We start from the raw sequence: 19,874 nt of genomic DNA, 5'->3' as shown, positions 1-19,874 counted from the left end.
ATAGGGTACAACAAATTTAAAAAGTATGAAAAAGATTTTACTTTCATTAGGAGCAGCAGTTTTATTAGCTGCAGGAGCACAAGCTCAAACGTCATGGGGTTTGAAAGCTGGTGTGAACTTAGGTAAGTATAGTAACGTACCGGCTGCATATGAGGATTATGCTAAAATGAACCCTTCGTTTTACGTGACGGGTTACGCGGATATTCCGGTTGCACCGCAATTTTCTGTACAGCCAGGTGTATCCTTGCAAGGTAAAGGTGCAAAATACAAAGCGAGCGACGAGAACGCCGATGGTACGTTAACGCAGAATGTAATGGCTATCGAGATTCCGGTTAATGCCGTGTATTACATCCCAACAGGATATTCCGGATCGGTATTTTTGGGTGCTGGTCCTTATGTGGGTTATTCAGTGAGTGGTAAGAACAAAGCGAGCGGAACGATATTCGGAACAACGGGTAGTTCGGAAGAAGATATCCGGTTCGGTAGTGATGCCGATGATCACCAAAAGCCGTTTGACTTCGGGATAAACTTCCTAGCAGGTTATAAGCTTGCTAATGGGTTTTTGGTAAACGCGGGGTATGGACTTGGTTTAACGAATTTGTCCCCGACGGGAAGTAGTGATAACAAGTTTTCGAACCGTGTGCTATCGTTCGGTGTAGGATACCAGTTCTAACAAAAGGTTCTTTAAAAGAAAAAGGCAGTCCAAATGGACTGCCTTTTTTGTTTCATTGAAATCGATCACACTTTGATTTCCACTTCAACGCCTGAAGGCAATTCAAGTTTCATTAACGCGTCAACGGTTTTAGAGTTGGAAGAATAGATATCCAACAATCTTTTGTAAGCACACAATTGGAATTGCTCACGTGCTTTTTTGTTAACGTGTGGTGAACGTAAAACTGTATAGATTTTTTTCTCTGTAGGCAGTGGAATAGGACCGCTGACAACTGCACCTGTAGGTTTTACTGTTTTTACGATTTTCTCAGCGGATTTGTCTACTAAGTTGTAATCGTAAGATTTCAATTTAATTCTGATTCTTTGGCTCATCTTTATGTATTTAAATATGACCACCGATTAGAGCTATTCACAACCAGTGGTCGGTAAATTGTTATTATTATTCTTCGATCGCTTTGATCTTACCTTTAGATTTAGCGATTACATCGTCCTGTACGTTACGAGGTGCTTCTGCATAGTGATCAAACTCCATCGTAGAGGTCGCACGACCGGAAGTGATTGTACGCAATTGTGTTACGTAACCAAACATCTCGGATAAAGGTACGATCGCTTTGATAACTTGTACACCGTTACGTGTATCTAGACCTTGCATTTGTCCACGACGACGGTTTAAGTCACCCATGACATCACCCATGTTCTCTTCTGGTGTTAATACTTCTACCTTCATGATAGGCTCCATTAATACAGGAGAACATTTAGGTAAAGCATTCCGGTAGGCCATCTTCGCTGCTAATTCGAAGGATAACGAATCGGAGTCAACTGCGTGGAAGGAACCGTCTATCAAACGAACTTTCATGCCTGAAAGCGGGTAGCCTGCTAATACACCATTGTTCATCGATACTTCAAATCCTTTTTGAACGGAAGGAATATATTCTTTCGGAATAGCACCACCTACGATCTCGTTCACGAATTGAAGCGGTGATTTTGTGGTATCGAAGTCTTCATCAGCTGGAGAAACAACCACTTTGATGTCCGCAAATTTACCACGACCACCGGATTGTTTTTTGTATACTTCGCGGTGTTCAGTAGTTCCGTTGATAGACTCTTTGTAAGCTACCTGTGGAGCGCCTTGGTTAACCTCAACTTTGAACTCACGTCTCAAACGGTCGATCAAGATATCTAAGTGAAGTTCACCCATACCAGAGATAACAGTTTGACCAGTTTCTTCGTCTGATTTTACAACGAATGTAGGGTCTTCTTCCGCTAATTTACCCAATGCAGTACCTAATTTATCAACGTCTGCTTGTGTTTTAGGCTCGATCGCTAAACCAATTACTGGTTGTGCGAAAGTCATCGACTCTAATACGATCGGGTTTTTCTCGTCAGAGATGGTATCTCCTGTTTTGATATCTTTAAATCCGACAACTGCGCCAATATCACCCGCACCGATACGCTCGATAGGGTTTTGTTTGTTGGCATGCATCTGGAAGATACGAGAGATACGCTCTTTGTTGCCTGAACGGGTGTTCAGCACGTAAGAACCTGCTTCTAGAACGCCTGAATATACACGGATAAAACACAAACGACCTACGAATGGGTCTGTCGCGATTTTAAATCCAAGTGCTGCGAATGGTTCTGCTTCGGATGGCTTACGAGAGATCTCTTCGCCATTGCGAGGGTCTGTACCTTGAACAGCTTCTTGATCGAGTGGTGAAGGCAATAGCTCCATCACGAAATCAAGCATGGTTTGTACACCCTTGTTTTTGAATGATGAACCACATACCATAGGTACGAAAGCATTATCTAATACTGCTGCGCGTAGGGCGTTCAATATTTCGCGTTCTGTCAAAGAGTTCGGATCTTCGAAGAATTTCTCCATCAAAGATTCGTCGTACGATGCTACCGCTTCCAATAATTTCTCCCGGTACTCTGCAACTTCGTCCAGCATATCTTCCGGAATAGGCACTTCGGTAAAGGTCATCCCTTTATCTTCTTTATTCCAAACGATACCGCGGTTGTTGATCAAGTCAACTACACCTTCGAAATCATCTTCCGCACCGATAGGTAATTGTAAAGGAACAGCGTCTGTTCCTAACATTTCTTTTACCTGTTTTACAACTTTTAAGAAGTCAGCGCCAGAACGGTCCATTTTATTGACGAAACCGATGCGTGGAACTTTATAGTTGTCCGCTAAGCGCCAGTTTGTTTCGGATTGAGGCTCTACCCCGTCAACCGCCGAGAATAAGAATACCAATCCGTCCAATACACGAAGGGAACGGTTTACCTCTACGGTAAAGTCTACGTGACCTGGTGTATCGATAACGTTTACTTGGTATTTTTTGTTACGGTAGTTCCAGAAGACAGTAACCGCAGAAGAGGTAATGGTAATACCACGCTCTTGCTCTTGTGCCATCCAGTCAGTCGTTGCTGAACCTTCGTGGGTTTCACCCAATTTATGGTTAACACCAGAGTAAAATAAAATACGCTCTGTTGTTGTTGTTTTACCAGCATCAATGTGTGCAGCGATACCGATATTTCTTACTAAACTTAAATCTTTTGCCATGTTGTTATTAAATGAAAATTACACCGATCAAAAAAGGATCACACAGACTTCAATATTATCCATCTGTGTAATCCTTTATCGTTGTGTAATCAATTTCACAATATTAGAATCTGAAGTGTGAGAACGCTTTGTTTGCTTCCGCCATTTTGTGCGTATCTTCTTTCTTCTTAACAGCAGCACCTTCACCTTTAGAAGCGGAAATGATTTCTCCTGCTAATTTTTCACGCATGGTTTTTTCACCACGTCTGCGAGAATAGGAAATTAACCATTTCATACCTAAAGCGATTTTACGCTCTGGGCGTACCTCCATAGGAACTTGGAAGTTGGCACCACCTACACGACGAGATTTAACTTCTACAGCTGGCATAACGTTGTTTAACGCTTTTTTCCAAGTCTCTAGACCGTTCTCTTGTGTTTTTTGCTCTACTATTTCTACTGCGTCGTAAAAGATGGAATAAGCGACAGATTTTTTACCGTCTACCATCATGTTGTTTACGAAACGTGTTACCTGAGTGTCATTAAACTTTGGATCAGGTAAAATGATTCTCTTTTTTGGTTTTGATTTTCTCATTTTCTTTCCCTCCGTTTAATTATTTTTTACCTTTTGCTGGAGCTGCAGCTTGTCCTGGTTTAGGACGCTTAGTTCCGTATTTAGAACGACGTTGGTTACGACCATTTACACCGGATGTATCCAAAGCACCACGGATAATGTGGTAACGTACACCTGGTAAGTCTTTCACACGACCGCCACGGATTAACACGATAGAGTGCTCCTGCAAGTTGTGACCTTCACCAGGGATGTAGGCGTTCACCTCTTTACCATTGGTAAGACGTACACGAGCGACTTTACGCATTGCTGAGTTTGGTTTTTTAGGGGTAGTAGTATATACACGTGTACATACACCTCTTCGCTGTGGACATGAGTCCAACGCTGGAGACTTACTCTTGTCTTCCAGAGCTACTCTACCTTTTCTAACTAATTGTTGAATAGTAGGCATTTACCTGTTTTTGTTTTTTAATTTGTTTAAAAAAAAATTTTAAAGTCCGCAAAGATAGCGATTCGGTTTTGAATATTAAATAGTTGCGGTATAAAAATATCTCAACTTATCGTGGAGTGGCTTTAGTGTTAGTAGATAATAATTCAGATAGAGCCAGGAGCTGGATGACACGGGAAATTAGGGGATATAGTTAATAGAATTTTTACATTGTATTTACATCTGATGGTGAATACACCAAGACGGTAATGTAGGGTTAACAATTTGTTAATATTAGTTATTCATTTTTGTGCCGATGAAACAGAGACTAATAAAATGGGTTCCATTTATAGGTTTGCTTATTCCCTGGATAGGGGTTTCCTGCGGTGGGAGTGGTAACTCCATAAAAATGAAAGGCTCCGATACGGAGGTTAATCTCGCGGTAAATTTAGCGGAAAAATTCACGGAACAAGATCCTAATTTCAGTATTGCGATTTCGGGGGGCGGATCCGGACTGGGGATAACCTCCCTGTTAAATGGTCAGGCAGATATCGCGAACTCTTCGCGCCCGCTATCGGAAAAAGAACGTCAGCAATTTAAGGATAAGAATATTGAATTAAAAACGGTCATCTTTGCGGAGGATGCGACCGCTTTTGTGGTGCATAAGGATTTGCCTATTGAGGAAGTGACGATCGCGACCTTGGGAGAGATTCTAAGTGGGAAGATAGCCAACTGGTCGGAAATTATTGATGCGGACTTCCCTATTAATATATATGGGCGCCAGAGCAGTTCGGGTACGCACTCGTTTGTAAAGAAAAAATTGGCTATTGAATTTACAAATGCGGCTAAAGAGATGACGGGAAATGCGCAAATTATTGAGGGGGTTAAGGCGGATCGTACAGGGATAGGGTATGTGGGGGCTGGCTATGTGGCGGAAGATCCGGTTGCATCGCAGGGCATTAAGGTGCTAAAGATTATTGAAAAGGAGGGAGAGATCGCGATTTCTCCATTGGATCAAGCAGCAATTAATCAGGGGATTTATTTTTTTCAACGTCCGCTGTACCAGTTTGTATTGGCGGAATCGTGGGAGAAGGTCCGCCCGTTTATTGCATTTGAACGGAGTGCAAAAGGTGGAAAGCTCATTGAAGAGCATGGATATTACATATTAAATAATCAACAGGATGAAATATAAAACCCGTTTATCTTTAGATATCGTATTCAAGTTTATATTTAAAGGAACCGGATTTCTGGTCTTGCTTTTATTGGGCGGTATTCTAGCGATGCTGGTGTACAACTCCTTTTCGTTCTTCATGGATGTAAAGCCGTTAGACTTTATCACCGGAATGGAGTGGAGCCCCACGGCTACTAATCCAAAATATGGTATGCTTCCTTTGGTGCTAAGTACGACGATGGTGACGTTTGGCGCTATGTTGATCGCTATTCCGCTCGGAATTGGTACCGCTGCTTATATTGCGGAATACGCTTCGCCGAAGGTGAAGAATTTTTTGAAACCGGCGATAGAGATGTTGGCGGCCGTGCCTTCGGTTGTTATCGGTTTCTTGGGTATTGTGGTGGTAAGCCCGGGTATCGCGAGCTTGGCGGACTTATCCAACGGACTCAACGCTTTAAATGGTGCTATTCTATTGGCGGTTATGGCGCTGCCGACAATTATTACAATCGCGGAAGATGCGATTCATGCGGTGCCCCGAACCTATAAGGAAGCGAGTTATGCGGTAGGAGCCACGAAGTGGCAGACGCTGCGTAAAGTGATTATACCTGCGGCGGCGCCGGGGATTATTGCAGCGGTTATGCTGGGTGTTGGGCGTGCTATTGGTGAGACGATGACGGTTTTAATGGCTACTGGAAATGCTTCAATTTTGCCGACAGGTATGTTTGACTCTGTTAAAACCATGACGGCGACAATTGCTATAGAAATGGGAGAGGTGCCTTATCAAACAACGCATTACTTTGCACTTTATGCCATCGCCACGGTGTTATTTTTAATGACATTAGCGGCAAATATGTTGGGTGAATATTTTATTAACCGTTTTAGAAAATATCATGCTGCTTAAGTCTTCAAAGATATCTACTGTTATTGAGTGGGGAACGCTGTTGATCAGTACCCTGTTAGTCTGTTTTTTTCTAGTTGTTGTCATCTGGGAAATTGTTTCTAAAGGCGCCGGGCAATTGTCCTGGGAGTTCATCAGTAAAGTCCCGAGCGAGGGGATGACCAAAGGCGGGATTTTAACGCCTATTGTCGGTACGGTTATGCTGACCCTCTTGACAGCCTTGTTTGCTATTCCGTTTGGCGTTTGCTGTGCTATCTACCTCAATGAATACGCGGAAGATAATTGGTTAACACGCACGATTCGGGCTTCTATCCGTAACCTCTCGGGGGTTCCTTCCATCATTTATGGGTTATTTGGACTGGCCTTATTTGTCCAGGCACTTCAGCTTGGCACTTCGTTGTTGGCCTCCGGATTAACGCTGGGCTTGCTTTCCTTGCCTTATATCATTACGACCACTGAAGAAGCTTTGATGCGGATACCAAACAGTACGCGGGAAGCAGCTTTAGCGGTCGGTGCTACGAAGTTCGAAACGATTAAAGATGTGGTCTTACCTTCGGCTATGCCAGGTATACTTACGGGGGTGGTGCTCACCTTATCAAGGGCTGCCGGTGAAACGGCTCCCATATTATTTACAGGTGCGGCATTCTATATTAATCAATCGAGTGGTTATCTTGATCAGGAGTTTATGGCTTTGCCTTATCACCTGTATATGTTATCGACGCAGCACCAGTCGATCGAGGAGGTGCGACCGATCGCCTATGGAACCGCGTTGGTGTTAATTATTGTGGTGTTCTTTATGAATTTAACGGCTTTCTATATCCGCTTTAAATATAGAAAGAATGCAACAGAGATGTAAATTACGATAGAAATGAAAACAAAGTTATCTGCTGAAAATTTAAATATCAGTTTCGGGACAAAGCATGTGCTGAAAAATATTGATATCCAATTTGTAGAAAATCAAATAACCGCTCTTATCGGTCCGTCGGGTTGTGGAAAGAGTACCTTACTACGTTCCTTTAATAGGATGCATGATCTTTCTTCCGATGCCAAAATAACAGGTAAATTACAACTGGAGGATCTTGATCTCTATGCTAAATCGGTTCCGGTTACCGAAATCCGTAAGCGGATTGGTATGGTTTTTCAGAAAGCGAACCCCTTTCCTAAAAGTATCTATGAGAATATTGCGTATGGGTTGCGGATCAATAATCTGCCTTGCGACAAATCCGTCGTAGAGAAGGCGCTTCGGGAAGCGTTTTTGTGGGAGGAAGTGAAAAACGATTTAAAGATGCCGGCTACACGTCTTTCCGGTGGTCAGCAACAGCGTCTGTGTATTGCTCGTGCTGTTGCCCTGCGGCCGGAGGTGATCTTGATGGATGAGCCTTGCTCGGCACTGGATCCGGTGAGTACCTTGAAAATTGAAGAATTGATCGTTTACTTGAAAAAGAAGTATACGATTGCGATTGTGACGCATAATATGCAACAGGCACAGCGTATAGCGGATAAGACGGTGTTCTTGTATCTGGGAGAGATTAAAGAGGAAGGACCGACTAAAAAGATCTTTGAATCGCCGGAAAATGAAATGACCGCCAATTATATTCACGGTCATTTTGGATAGAAGATAGTTATATACGCGGTAAGCGTTTTATAGCAGCTGTAAAAAAACCGAGTGATCGGTTTTTTTTATGATCAATAAATCACTGGGTTCTATGGTTGCCTTGTTTTACTTTTACACATTTATTGGGTTTTTGGATTTGTCTTAAAGGTTAGATCTTCTTTAAATGGTGGCTGTTACCTCCTCTAACGGTCTGCGGAATTTTGGTTTGCGCGTCGGTTGATTAAAGTCTTCCGGATCACGGCGACCGATCGCCACAGCGAATAATGCGGTATAACCTTCGTGTTGTAATAGGTTGTTGTAGGCCTCGGGCTGAATGCCTTCCATAGGCGTGGAGTCGATCCCCATACTGGCGGCGGCGGCCAAGAAAAAGCCTAGGGAAAGATAAACTTGGTGCTGCATCCAGTTTTTGATACCGGCGTCACCTAGGGGTTTTACATGTTGGTTGTAGTAATTTACGGCACCCTCGGGTAATTGCGAGAGGTTCTCCTGCTCAAATTTCGCTACCTGATCGATCACATTGAATACAACGAGGTGGCTTGCCTGATTGATTTTTTCGAGGTTATGGTAGGATACGTTTGCTATTTCGCTTTTAATTTTTTCATCAGAAATAATTGTAAACTTCCAAGGTTGGCTATTGATAGAGGAGGGGCTGAGCTGCAAGATTTGTGTTAATTGTTGAACGATATCTGTCGAGAGCTTTTCGTCCGGATTGTATTGTTTCGTGCTATATCTGTTTTTGGCAATATCTAAAAAGTTCATGTCTGAAAGTTGTTTGTGCGTAATGTCTTACAGCTGCAAAGCTAAATATAGTCTACTACCTTTGCAAATGGCGTGTGACGATCGAGCTGTGGGGAAGTAGGGTTTTAAAGCGTGCTATGGATAGGTAGGTAGTTTGGGAAAAAAGGATCTAACGATACAGGAAAATATTTCGGGCGAACGTCTGGTGAACTTCCGCCCGAAATACGTTGCGTATCCTACAGGTGGGTTATGTGCTACGATACCAAGGTGAAATCAATCTGTCTTTTTTCTAGATCTACTTTTTTTACTTTGATTTGTACCTCATCTCCCAGTTGATATTTCTTTTTCTTCCGCTGGCCAATGATGGTGTAGTTTTTTTCGTCTAGGGTATAGAAGTCGTCTGTAATGTCGCGAAGACGTACCATGCCTTCACATTTATTCTCTTGGATTTCGACATACATGCCCCATTCGGTAACGCCAGATACGATCCCGGTGTATTCTACCCCAATTTGATCTTCCAAAAATTCGGCTTGTTTGTATTTGATAGAAGCACGTTCTGCGTCGGCAGCACGTTTTTCCATTTGGGAGGAATGCTCGGCCATTTTTTCGTAATGCTCTGCGTTGATCTTCTTTCCGCCGTCCAAATAGAATTGCAATAAACGATGTACCATCACGTCTGGATAACGACGAATAGGAGAGGTGAAATGGGTATAATAATCGAATGCCAGGCCATAATGGCTCGTATTTTTGGTGGTGTAAATTGCTTTAGCCATAGAGCGTATGGCGAGTGTTGTTAATAGGTTTTGTTCACGTTCTCCCTCAATTTTGGTAAGCAAGGTATTTAGTGATTTCGCTGCCTCCTTATCGGTTTTAATCGAGAGTTTGTGTCCGAAACGCAAAGCAAACTGCGAGAAAGTGGTCAGTGTCTCTGGGTTAGGCGTGTCGTGAAACCGATAAATGAAGGTTGGTTTGTTTTTACCTTTTCCCTGTTTCCCGATATATTCAGCAACTTTTCGATTGGCCAGCAACATAAAATCTTCGATGAGTTTATGTGCGTCCTTCCGCTCTTTGGTGTAGACTCCTAGGGGTTTCCCTTTTTCATCGAGGTGGAATTTAACTTCTTCGCTTTCGAAGCTGATAGCGCCGTTTTTAAACTTGCGTTCCCGTAGGATATAGGCTAGTTCGTTAAGTTTGAGGATTTCTGGAGCGTGGTCGCCTTGTTGGGTTTCAATGACCTCTTGTGCTTCTTCGTAACTAAAGCGGCGATCAGAATTGATTACGGTCCGCCCGAACCACTGGTTCAAGACGGCTGCTTTGTTATCCATTTCGAATACGGCGGAAAAACATAGTTTGTCTTCCTGGGGACGCAAAGAGCATACACCGTTGGATAAACGTTCCGGAAGCATGGGGATGACTCGGTCGACCAGGTATACGGACGTGCCCCGTTCATAAGCTTCTTTATCCAGTAAAGAGTCTGGCTGTACGTAATGAGAAACATCGGCAATATGTATGCCTATTTCATAGTTTCCATTGTCCAATTGCTGAAAGGAAATAGCGTCATCGAAATCTTTAGCGTCAAAAGGGTCGATGGTAAAGGTTAGTACATCGCGGAAATCACGTCTTTTCTGAATCTCATCAGCGGGTACTTGTTCGGGGATCTTATTTGCCTCTGCTTCTACTTCGGGAGGGAAGGATAGGGGGAAGCCGAAATCTGCAAGGATGGCGTTCATTTCCGTTTCATTCTCTCCTTTTTTACCGAGGATACTCTTTACGTTTCCGATAGGGTTTTTGGCATTCTTTGGCCATTCCACAATCGATACAACAACTTTTTCGCCGTGTTGCGCGCCGTTTAGATTATCTAGTGGAACGAATATATCGTGAATCATCTTTCTGTCATCGGGAAGGAAGAAGGCATACGATTTTGCGATATCGATTGTTCCGGTAAAATCTGTTTTCGCGCGTTGAATAATTTCTACAACCTCACCCTCTCGTTTGCGACCTCGTCTGCGTTCATAAACGTGTACCTTCACAATATCGTTGTGAAGTGCCTGTCTTAGTTTTCGCGGCGCCACGTAAATATCGCTTTCAAGTTCGTCATCCGGAACAATATATGCGGAGCCATCGGCCGTCATATCGACCTTGCCTCGAATGTAAACACTTAATTGGCGTAGCTGAAATTTGCCGCGTTCTGTTTGCAGGAATTTGCCGGATTTGCTTTCGTCGGAAAGAATTTCCAAAATCGCATCTTTGGATTCATTATCGCTCAGGTTGAGTTTTCCAGCTACCTGTTTGTAATTGAGAGGTGCGTTGTTTGATTTCTCAAATATGTCCACGATAAGATGGGTGAGGACTTCTTTGTATGGGTTGTCTTTTTTATGTCTCATATATTTAAAAGTTGTGCTCGAATCCTATTCCTCGTCAATTAAAGTATTGGTGGTGGAAGAGGAAGATCGGGCGCTGACAGGTTCCGAGTGAGGGGACCTTGTTTGTATAAACTAAGATACATAAAAAAGTTCTTTTTGGACGTTTCAGTCTTTATGTTTTTTGTCTTTTTTAATTTATGAATTAATTGTTTGTTTTATCTTGTTTAATATGTTGGTTATTTGTTGTTTATGATTCTTAAAGATAAAGTGTGATTTACTGATAGGTTGGTTTGTGGGCGTTACAGGCTGGTTTGAGGGTTTGGTGGGGGGTAAGTCTGTTATAAAAATCGTTTTATGTATTAATTTTATGTTTTGTTTACTATTGTAAATATGTTATAGATAAGATGTTTATGATTTTTTAGGTAAAATATGTAATCGATACAGTTGTTGAGGTTGTACCGGCTTTTTACAATAAAAAAAGCTTTCCCATTCGGGAAAGCTTTTTGTTTTTTGGTAGTGATTTAATGCTGTATTTAGTCTTCTTTTTGGCAACTCGAACAAAGTCCAACGGCGTTTATAGCGAGTGAATGTAGGGTAAATCGAGTAGGTAAATTAATGCGTGGTAGGCTGACTTCATTCAAACAATATACGCTATTGCAGATGGAGCAAATGAAGTGTACATGTTGGTCATGATGGTGATTTTCGGTACAGTTGGATGTGCACATGGCATAGGTTGCTGTACCGTTCAAATCGAAGATTTTGTGGACAATTCCTTTTTCTTCAAAGCTGGATAAGATGCGATAAAGTGTGACTCTATCGATATCCTTTCCGATTATTTTCTCCAAATCGGGTTGTGAAATAGCTGCGTCTTTTTGCGTTATTTCATTTAAAACACGCAGTCTTGGGGCGGTGACTTTTAGTTTGCTTTCCCGCAAAAGTTCTGCAAAATCTTTATTTTTTTTGTTTTTTTCATCCGTCATGATAAAGGTAAATTTACACAATTTTTTTAACACGATGGCTTATCCGCTGGGGAGAAAGGTGTATCGCCGGCGTTAAGTGCTTCGGATTTCTACTTGTATGTTGGCGGTTGATAAAGGTTTTGGATCGATATAACAGTGTCTGTCCGAAAGGGGAGACAATGTTTTGACACCATTCATAAAATATTGGATAAAGTATTTTCCTTGATATCCGCGTTGCGCCAGAAAGTTAACCATAGTGGTGATGTCTTCTATAGAAAGAAGGTCTGGGTGCCAAGTGGTTCGGATTTCAAACGGAACAGCCATTTTTTGTAATAGATTTAAGCTCTTTTCAAAAGTAGAAAAGGTGTCGGATACAGTAATATGGCGATGTTTGTTCCTCATGCCTTTAAAGTCTAATGCAACATAATCTAGTAGGTGTTCTTCTCGCATCTGACGAAGAACGTCGGGTCGGGTACCATTGGTATCGACTTTGATGTTATATCTCATTTCTTTTGCCATTCGAGCGAGTTGAATTAAGTTGGGGTGTAACGTACATTCTCCTCCGCTGAACACGACGCCCTGCAAAAGGGATTTCCGTGATTGTAAAAAGTGTTCGGTCTCTTTGATCGAAATCTTTCCTTTTCCCAATACTATTTCGGGATTATAGCAATATAGGCAACGCATATTACAGCCTGCAAACCATAGAATGCAGGCTGGGTAGTCTGGATAATCCAATAGCGTAAAAGGTGTAATACTGTAAATGGGTTTAGCCATGCTGTTCTCGAAAATGCGTACGCTGGCGATGTTCTCCCTTTTTACCAATATTAAAGCTTTCTACGGGCCTATGGTATCCCATAACACGTGTGTAAACTAAGCATTTGCTGCGTCTTTGTTGGTTCTGCTGCAAAATCAACAATTGTTTTTCGGTGTTTGTCATGTTTTATATATGTTGATGGTTAGAAATAATAATATCATCGCATTGTGGACAGTATTCATGTTCGCCATTGAGATAGCCGTGCACGGGGCAGATGCTAAAGACGGGCGTGACGGTGATGTATGGAAGTTTGAAGTTCGTGATAACCGTCTGTACAAAGGCTCGGCAGGCTTCAGGCGAACTGATGCGTTCGTTCATATAAAGATGGAGTACCGTACCGCCGGTGTATTTGCATTGGAGTTGATCTTGTAGTAACAGCGCTTCAAAGGGATCCTCGGTATGGTCAACGGGAATCTGTGAACTGTTTGTATAGTAGATGTGATCACCGTCTCCGGCCTGTAAGATTGTGGGAAATCGTTTCTTGTCTTCTTTTGCGAAACGATAAGTTGTTCCTTCGGCGGGGGTGGCTTCTAGGTTGTAAAGGTTGCCGGTTTCCTCTTGAAATATACGTAAACGGAGTCGAATATGCTCTAAAAGCTCGGAAGCAAAGGTTATCCCGCGGTCGCTTACTATATTTTCTGTATCGCCACTGAAATTACGTATCATTTCGTTCATTCCGTTGACTCCGATAGTGGAGAAATGGTTGCGAAAGTGGCTTAGATACCTTTTTGTATAAGGAAATAAGCCATTGTCGTATTGTTCTTGGATGAATTGTCGCTTCTTTTCCAGCGTGGATTTGGCTAATAGAAGGAGTTCATCAAGGCGCGCATAGAGTTTTTCTATTTGGCCAGCGTAAAGGTAACCTAGCCGGGCCATATTGATCGTGACAACACCGATGCTTCCGGTCATCTCTGCACTTCCAAATAAACCGTTTCCGCGTTTTAGGAGTTCACGTAGGTCCAACTGCAATCGGCAACACATACTCCGTACAGCGTTGGGTTTGTATGCTTCGGGATTTTCTACGCGCTGGCCATCTGCATCGATAATATACTGGCTCCCGATGAAATTTTGGAAGTATGACGACCCGATTTTTGCGGTGTTTTCGAAGAGTAAATGTGCATTTTCGCTCTGCCAGTCAAAATCTTCCGTAATATTAACGGTTGGAATGGGAAAAGTAAAAGGTTGGCCGTTCGCATCGCCCTCCGTCATGACCGTATAATAGGCTTTATTGATCATATCCATTTCTACTTGGAAATGCCGATAACATAAATCCTCCAAGGAGCTGACGCCACGTTCGCGCGCGCGACTGCTTAGTCCAGGATCGTCAAATGCTGCAAAAAGATGCCGCCCGCCTTTAGTGGGTATTTGCGCCCGTAAATCTTCGGGCACATTCCAATCCAATGTGATGTTGGTAAAGGGAGACTGACCCCAGCGAGCGGGAACATTCAGGTTATACACGAAGCTGCGTACTGCTTTTAATACATCGTTATATTCCAATTGGTCCTTGAAAACATAGGGTGCAAGATAGGTGTCGAATGAACTAAAAGCTTGCGCTCCTGCCCATTCACTCTGTAGGATGCCCAGAAAGTTTGCCATTTGGCCCAAGGCTTCACGAAAATGGGAGGGCGGGCGGCTTTCTATGCGTCCTCGGACACCATTAAAGCCTTCGTCAAGCAAAACCCTTAAGCTCCAACCGGCACAATAGCCGGTGAGGCAATCTAAATCATGGATATGAATGTCGCCATTCCGATGGGCATACCCTTCTTCTTTGCTATAGACGGCGTCCAGCCAATAGTTGGCAATGATTTTTCCAGCAGTATTATTGATCAATCCCGCATTGGAATAGGAGGTGTTGGCATTGGCGTTAATGCGCCAATCTTGTTGGTGGATATATTCATGGACAGTTTGACTGCTGTCCACATAGGTCGTGTCGTCATTAAAATGGTCGATGTGCTCGCGTTGTAGTTTTCGGGTGTGCCGATAGAGCATGAAGGATTTCATAACCTCAAAATACCCCAGTTCGTATAATTGACGTTCAATCTTATTTTGTACATCTTCTACAGCCCATGTTTCTTTTTCATCTAGCTCGATCAGTATCCGTTCAAATACACGATCATCAATGGGGTAGGAGGTACTTTGAAAACCTTTTCGAATCGCATCTTGTATTTTGTAGGTTTCTAGACGCTCGTATGCGCCATTTCGCTTGATTACATATTTTTCCATAGCTACCATATTGTTTTGAAGTAGTCCCGTCACTCCGGACATGTGCTTCACAAATTTAGCTGGGATTGCCGCGTATTTTTATGACCCCAAACATAAATGATAAAAAAGAAAGAAGTAAAATAAAAAAGCCCTTCCAGAATTTATTGGAAGGGCTTTTAGTATAAATTACCTTGTTTTTATTTTCCCGCTGCTTTTGCGTGATCCGCCAAAAACTGCGCCAATCCACTATCCGTCAGTGGGTGTTTCAATAACGATACAATTACCGATAACGGCCCTGTCATGACGTCTGCACCGATTTTTGCGCAACCTAATAAGTGTGCGCTATGACGTACAGATGCTGCTAGGATTTGTGTTTTGAAACTGTAATTGTCGTAAATTAAACGAATTTCTTCGATGAGACCTAAGCCGTCTACCGAGATGTCGTCTAATCGGCCGATAAACGGAGATACATACGTAGCACCTGCTTTAGCTGCCAATAAAGCTTGGCCAGCGGAAAAAACCAATGTACAGTTTGTTTTGATACCTTTCTGTGTAAAATATTTGATAGCTTTAATACCATCTTTGATCATTGGAACTTTCACAACGATTTTGGGGTTTAATGCCGCTAATGCTTCTCCTTCTTTGATGATATTTTCGAAGTCTGTAGAGATAACTTCTGCACTTACATCGCCATCGACAATTTCACAGATTGCTTTGTAATGATTAATTACATTTTCTTCTCCACTGATGCCTTCTTTCGCCATCAAGCTCGGGTTGGTAGTAACGCCGTCTAACACGCCAAGATCTTGTGCTTCTTTGATCTGTGCTAAGTTCGCGGTATCGATAAAAAATTTCATGTTTATTAGAGTGTTTATAGTGATTTAAAAAATTTTAAAACATAATATACCTAAGTATGTTACAAAAGTAATTATATTATTCTCAATCTGGTCAAGTTTAGTCAAAACATTTTTGCCGTTCATGGACATATTTAAATCGCTTTCCTATCCAAATTTTCGTTTACATGTAATTGGTCAGGCGATATCGCTTTTAGGTACTTGGATGCAGCGTATCGCCATCAGCTGGATGGTCTATGAAATAACCAATTCGGTTTTCTGGTTAGGCTTTGTGCAATTTATTTCCTTGCTTCCATCGCTGATTCTTTCGCCGTTTATCGGTTCGTTTGTGGATAAACATAGAAAGTACAAGTTGGTATTTATTACACAGATAGGTCTGATGCTACAAGCCGGAGCATTGACCTTAATTGTGGGGTTGCAGTTGGAGACCGTGCTTATTCTCTCCATTTTAGGGTTTATACAGGGGGTGATTAATGCGTTTGATGTTCTCGGTAGACAATCGTTGATGATATCTCTTGTTGATAATAAGCGGGATCTACCCAATGCCATTGCCCTAAATTCTTCTATTTTCAATGCGGCTAGAATGGTCGGACCAGCCATTGGAGGAATTTTGCTGACGGAATACGGCGAATTCGTGTGTTTTGGTGTCAACTTTATCAGTTTTGTGCCTGTTATTGTGTGTTTGCTATTGATGCGAGTAAAAGAAGATTCTTCTCAACTTACGAAGGAGAGCAACTGGCAAGCACTTCAGGCGGGTTTTAGCTATTTAAGTCGGTCGCCACATATTGCTTCATTGATTATTGTCCTGTGTTTTTCCAGTTTGTTAGTTATTCCATATACCTCTTTGTTGCCTGCGGTGGCGAAGGATCTTTTTTCGGGCGACGAGTCTACTTTTTCATGGTTTGAGAGTGCAGCGGGTTTCGGTGCCATGGTCGGTGCGATCAATATGGCAAGGTTAAAAACAGGAGAAAACCTCCGGTATCGGGTTTTATTTTCTGCGTTCTTAATGGGAGCAGCACTTTGTTTATTGGCATATGCGCGTATTTTACCATTTGCGCTGGTGTTTACGATGATCGTGGCGTTTGCCATGATGATGCAAAATTCATCGATCAACACGTATATACAGACGCATGCTGTGCCAAGCTACCGGGCTAGGGTAATCGGCTATTACGTGATGGCATTTCAAGGTGTTGCACCTATCGGGACGCTTATTGTAGGTGCGGTAGCGGAATCAATAGGAATCAAGAGTACGTTGTATGTTATGGGTACAGCAGGTATCGTTATTGCGCTAAGTTTTTATACTTATCTAAGATTACATATTCACCGGCGGTTATTCAAGAGAATATAAGCATTTAGATCAATAAAGCAGAGATGGAGCCTTATTTTTAAATCGATAGCCAAGTCCTAGCATTAAGTGGTTGGGTCTATAAAAATCTTTTAGGTTATAACCGATGTGTAAAAAAGAATTTCTAGTGGTCGCAACTTTTAGGACGAACGTTTGATAGGTACCGCGGAAATCGGTTCCCTTGTGCAGCAGATTGCTGCCTAAACCGACGCCGATCGTAAAAATAGGCATGATGTATTCTGCTCGGATAGACATGCCTAAGGCAATTTGTTGATTGATAGGCGGCTTAAAAAACTTTTGGGCGGTTCCGATAATATAATCTTCGGTATAGACATTCGCACTTCCATCATAAACGGCGTCGACGGACATTCCCGCACGAAACCGATAGCTCCAGTTGTACATAGGTGCGAAATACATGCCGATAACGGGATATTTGTGGGGAGAAGCGACGGGCTGATCCATAAAGTCGACGCCTTTGCGACGCGAGGAGCCGAAGATAACTACATCGTAATTAATATGTCTTGGATAGGGGGGCAAGGAATCGGAAGAAACGACAGGCTTTCGGATCGTTTGCCGTCTCCGCAAATCATATGAAACACCAAATTTCAAGCCTAACATATTGAGACCCGCATTGGGGAAATTAGTGTTCCCGTTTGAAAAGTGTGTAAAATCAAGCCCAGTGGTTAAATGGGTTTGTGTGGTTAATCTCCATCTCAAATAAAGTCCGGCATTGAGATACGCATTTGTTTTAGAGCCAATCGCGACATTGTATGGGTTTTCTATAAAGTGGTGGGGTTTCCAACCTGTCGACAGGCCAAAGTTCCATGCATAATCCAAGGCTACGTGATCGCTCAGGGCGGTAATCTCGGAACGTTGAAAAAGATATATCGATTTAGGATTACCTAATTCTAGTTCATTCCCAAAGTTGTAAAATGACAGGCCGATTCCTTGATAGGTATTCGGATATATTTTATCTCCCAACGAACCGTCGGGGAATCGAAAGGCATATTTGAGATGTGTGGAGAAAGCGTTTCGAATAGGTTTTTGTTGATGATTAAGGCCGGTGTAAAAAGGGATGTTTGGGAGTATACGCCCTGGTCGGAGTTCTATTCCGGCTTGGTGTACAAAACGTCTCACGCTATTCAGTTTATACAATGTATCTGTCGAAAGTGTGTCTATACCCAAGGTGTAAAGCGGAAGAATTAGAAGTATACCGTATAAGTATAATACGCGGAAGAAGACCGATTTTATACCTCCAAACATAAGCCTGTTTAACTAACTTTACGATCCCGTAAGGTCAAAACCCGTTTCTGATAATCGATTCGTGCGGCGTAAGAAAATAAGATATCTCCCCCTAGCACACCGATAACGGGCTGGAAGTTCATCTGTTCGTAGGCGTAATTGACTGTACTCAGATCTAGTACCGCCGTGACAAATTTCTTGATTTTCCACGTGCCTATTTCAAACGTCGGTAATTCGAGGATGAAGCTTTCCATAGAATTCGTCCCCAATCCGGTCGAGATAATGTTGGTATTCATAATTTTTTCCTCGGGAATGCCTGATTGCAGCAAGGTCGTTTTATCGAGGACGGTTTTCGATGCTCCTGTATCTAGCACCATTTTAAAGGGTTTGTCGAATAAACAGACATCAATCAATATATGGTAACCATCCCCATGTAGTTCCAATATTTCGAACGGAATTTTTTGCATGGGTTAAACTTAGGAAATATAAGCATAAAACCCATGCAAAAAAACGTGTTATAGGATATTACTGTCTTTTAATACTTGATTCATATTCCGTACCGCATTTGCACTATTTTTAAACAATGTTTTTTCCTCTTCGGACAAGGTTAACGGCACGATGCGATCCCAGCCATTTTTGTTTATAATGACAGGCACGCCGATGTTGATATCTTCTTCATCAAACTCACCTTCTAAAAATACGGATGCTGTGAAGAGTTTGTTTTGGTCGCGCACGATACTCTCCACCATAGCTGCTGTGGCGGCTCCAGGAGCGTACCAAGCAGAAGTACCAATCAAAGCCGTAAGCGTTGCACCTCCTACCATGGTTTTCTTCACAATATCATCTTGCTCTTCCGGTGTGAGGAAGCTGTTGACCGGAATGCTATTCCACGTAGCATGCCGTATCAATGGAATCATCGTCGTATCCCCGTGCCCTCCGATGACAATGGCATTCAAATCATTCGCAGAAGCTTGTAGTTTCTGTGAAATTTGATATTTGAAACGCGCTGAATCCAATGCTCCACCCATGCCTATAATTCTGTTTTTAGGTAAACCACTAGCTTTTAATGCGAGATAGGTCATGGTGTCCATTGGATTAGCGACAATCAGAATAATAATATCCGGGGAATGCTTGACTAAATTTTCCACTACAGACTTCACGATATCGGCATTAGTGCCGATCAGTTCTTCTCTTGTCATTCCGGGTTTTCTAGGAACGCCTGATGTAATCACTGCAACCGCCGAACCCGCTGTTTGGGTATAATCGTTCGTAACGCCTTTTACTATGGAATCAAATCCTAAAAGTGCGGCTGTTTGCATCATGTCCTGTGCCTTTCCTTCCGCAACGCCCTCTTTAATATCCAGTAACACAATTTCTTCTGCGATATTCTTCCGTACAAGATTGTCTGCCGTAGTAGCACCTACTGCGCCTGCTCCGATAACTGTTATTTTTGTCTGCATATTT

At 42.5% G+C, this 19,874-nt stretch carries 18 protein-coding genes and 1 pseudogene; 6 read left to right on the top strand and 13 right to left on the bottom strand.

From position 1 onward, the window contains the following. The first annotated feature begins 25 nt into the window (after positions 1 to 25). Entirely contained in the window at positions 26 to 673 is a 648-nt protein-coding gene (locus tag LKO28_RS04015) for a porin family protein (RefSeq protein WP_227693406.1), read from the top strand. A 65-nt stretch (positions 674 to 738) separates the two neighbouring features. On the opposite strand, the gene rpsJ is transcribed toward LKO28_RS04015, so the two are convergent. The 4 genes from rpsJ to rpsL form a co-directional block, all read right to left on the bottom strand. Continuing rightward, the gene (rpsJ, locus tag LKO28_RS04010; RefSeq protein ID WP_002993539.1) at positions 739 to 1,044 is read right to left on the bottom strand and encodes a 30S ribosomal protein S10; all 306 of its coding nucleotides are present in this window, start codon (positions 1,042 to 1,044) and stop codon (positions 739 to 741) included. 67 nt (positions 1,045 to 1,111) lie between these two features. Continuing rightward, positions 1,112 to 3,235 (bottom strand): elongation factor G, encoded by a 2,124-nt coding sequence (gene fusA / locus LKO28_RS04005; RefSeq protein ID WP_227693405.1) that lies wholly within the window; start codon positions 3,233 to 3,235, stop codon positions 1,112 to 1,114. Positions 3,236 to 3,338: 103 nt separating this feature from the next. Continuing rightward, on the bottom strand, positions 3,339 to 3,806 hold the full coding sequence (gene rpsG, locus LKO28_RS04000) for a 30S ribosomal protein S7 (protein WP_227693404.1): 468 nt from the start codon (positions 3,804 to 3,806) through the stop codon (positions 3,339 to 3,341). A 19-nt stretch (positions 3,807 to 3,825) separates the two neighbouring features. Next, positions 3,826 to 4,233 carry a 30S ribosomal protein S12 gene (gene rpsL / locus LKO28_RS03995; protein WP_130140989.1) on the bottom strand — a complete coding sequence of 136 codons (408 nt, stop codon included), beginning with the start codon at positions 4,231 to 4,233 and terminating at the stop codon, positions 3,826 to 3,828. A gap of 292 nt (positions 4,234 to 4,525) precedes the next feature. Between rpsL and LKO28_RS03990 the strand changes: the two genes are divergently transcribed. The 4 genes from LKO28_RS03990 to pstB are packed head-to-tail and all read left to right on the top strand — an operon-like array spanning position 4,526 to position 7,893. Beyond that, entirely contained in the window at positions 4,526 to 5,401 is an 876-nt protein-coding gene (locus LKO28_RS03990) for a substrate-binding domain-containing protein (protein WP_227693403.1), read from the top strand. Beyond that, entirely contained in the window at positions 5,391 to 6,281 is an 891-nt protein-coding gene (pstC, locus tag LKO28_RS03985) for a phosphate ABC transporter permease subunit PstC (protein ID WP_227693402.1), read from the top strand. Before LKO28_RS03990 ends, pstC begins: the two co-directional genes overlap by 11 nt. After that, positions 6,271 to 7,134 (top strand): phosphate ABC transporter permease PstA, encoded by an 864-nt coding sequence (pstA, locus tag LKO28_RS03980; RefSeq protein WP_262906005.1) that lies wholly within the window; start codon positions 6,271 to 6,273, stop codon positions 7,132 to 7,134. Before pstC ends, pstA begins: the two co-directional genes overlap by 11 nt. A 12-nt stretch (positions 7,135 to 7,146) precedes the next feature. Then, positions 7,147 to 7,893, top strand: coding sequence for a phosphate ABC transporter ATP-binding protein PstB (gene pstB, locus LKO28_RS03975; RefSeq protein ID WP_227693400.1), 747 nt, complete (start codon positions 7,147 to 7,149; stop codon positions 7,891 to 7,893). A gap of 159 nt (positions 7,894 to 8,052) precedes the next feature. Here pstB and LKO28_RS03970 read toward each other — a convergent pair whose 3' ends face one another. The 6 genes and pseudogenes from LKO28_RS03970 to fsa all read right to left on the bottom strand — a co-directional run bounded on the left by LKO28_RS03970 (position 8,053) and on the right by fsa (position 15,826). Further along, a complete protein-coding gene (locus tag LKO28_RS03970) occupies positions 8,053 to 8,652 on the bottom strand; it encodes a nitroreductase family protein (RefSeq protein ID WP_227693399.1) in 600 nt (199 codons plus the stop codon). Positions 8,653 to 8,885: 233 nt separating this feature from the next. After that, positions 8,886 to 11,015 (bottom strand): ribonuclease R, encoded by a 2,130-nt coding sequence (gene rnr, locus LKO28_RS03965; protein ID WP_227693398.1) that lies wholly within the window; start codon positions 11,013 to 11,015, stop codon positions 8,886 to 8,888. 512 nt (positions 11,016 to 11,527) lie between these two features. Next, a complete protein-coding gene (locus tag LKO28_RS03960; RefSeq protein ID WP_227693397.1) occupies positions 11,528 to 11,974 on the bottom strand; it encodes a Fur family transcriptional regulator in 447 nt (148 codons plus the stop codon). Between the two features lie 72 nt (positions 11,975 to 12,046). Then, a complete protein-coding gene (locus tag LKO28_RS03955) occupies positions 12,047 to 12,727 on the bottom strand; it encodes an anaerobic ribonucleoside-triphosphate reductase activating protein (RefSeq protein ID WP_227693396.1) in 681 nt (226 codons plus the stop codon). Then, positions 12,720 to 14,990: pseudogene (locus LKO28_RS03950) on the bottom strand (ribonucleoside triphosphate reductase). Before LKO28_RS03950 ends, LKO28_RS03955 begins: the two are co-directional and overlap by 8 nt. Positions 14,991 to 15,166: 176 nt before the next feature. Continuing rightward, entirely contained in the window at positions 15,167 to 15,826 is a 660-nt protein-coding gene (fsa, locus tag LKO28_RS03945; RefSeq protein ID WP_227693395.1) for a fructose-6-phosphate aldolase, read from the bottom strand. Positions 15,827 to 15,947: 121 nt separating this feature from the next. Here fsa and LKO28_RS03940 point away from each other — a divergent pair, with 121 nt between their 5' ends. Next, the gene (locus LKO28_RS03940; RefSeq protein WP_227693394.1) at positions 15,948 to 17,171 is read left to right on the top strand and encodes an MFS transporter; all 1,224 of its coding nucleotides are present in this window, start codon (positions 15,948 to 15,950) and stop codon (positions 17,169 to 17,171) included. Positions 17,172 to 17,180: 9 nt separating this feature from the next. Here LKO28_RS03940 and LKO28_RS03935 read toward each other — a convergent pair whose 3' ends face one another. The 3 genes from LKO28_RS03935 to LKO28_RS03925 are packed head-to-tail and all read right to left on the bottom strand — an operon-like array spanning position 17,181 to position 19,870. Further along, entirely contained in the window at positions 17,181 to 18,431 is a 1,251-nt protein-coding gene (locus LKO28_RS03935; protein ID WP_227693393.1) for an acyloxyacyl hydrolase, read from the bottom strand. A gap of 8 nt (positions 18,432 to 18,439) precedes the next feature. Beyond that, a complete protein-coding gene (locus tag LKO28_RS03930; protein WP_227693392.1) occupies positions 18,440 to 18,877 on the bottom strand; it encodes an aspartyl protease family protein in 438 nt (145 codons plus the stop codon). Between the two features lie 48 nt (positions 18,878 to 18,925). Then, positions 18,926 to 19,870, bottom strand: a complete 945-nt coding sequence (locus LKO28_RS03925) for a malate dehydrogenase (protein WP_227693391.1) — start codon at positions 19,868 to 19,870, stop codon at positions 18,926 to 18,928. Between the last annotated feature and the right edge of the window lie 4 nt (positions 19,871 to 19,874).

This window comes from Sphingobacterium sp. FBM7-1 (assembly GCF_020687765.1).
Classification (GTDB): domain Bacteria; phylum Bacteroidota; class Bacteroidia; order Sphingobacteriales; family Sphingobacteriaceae; genus Sphingobacterium.
This window is presented reverse-complemented; position numbering and strand designations above follow the sequence as displayed.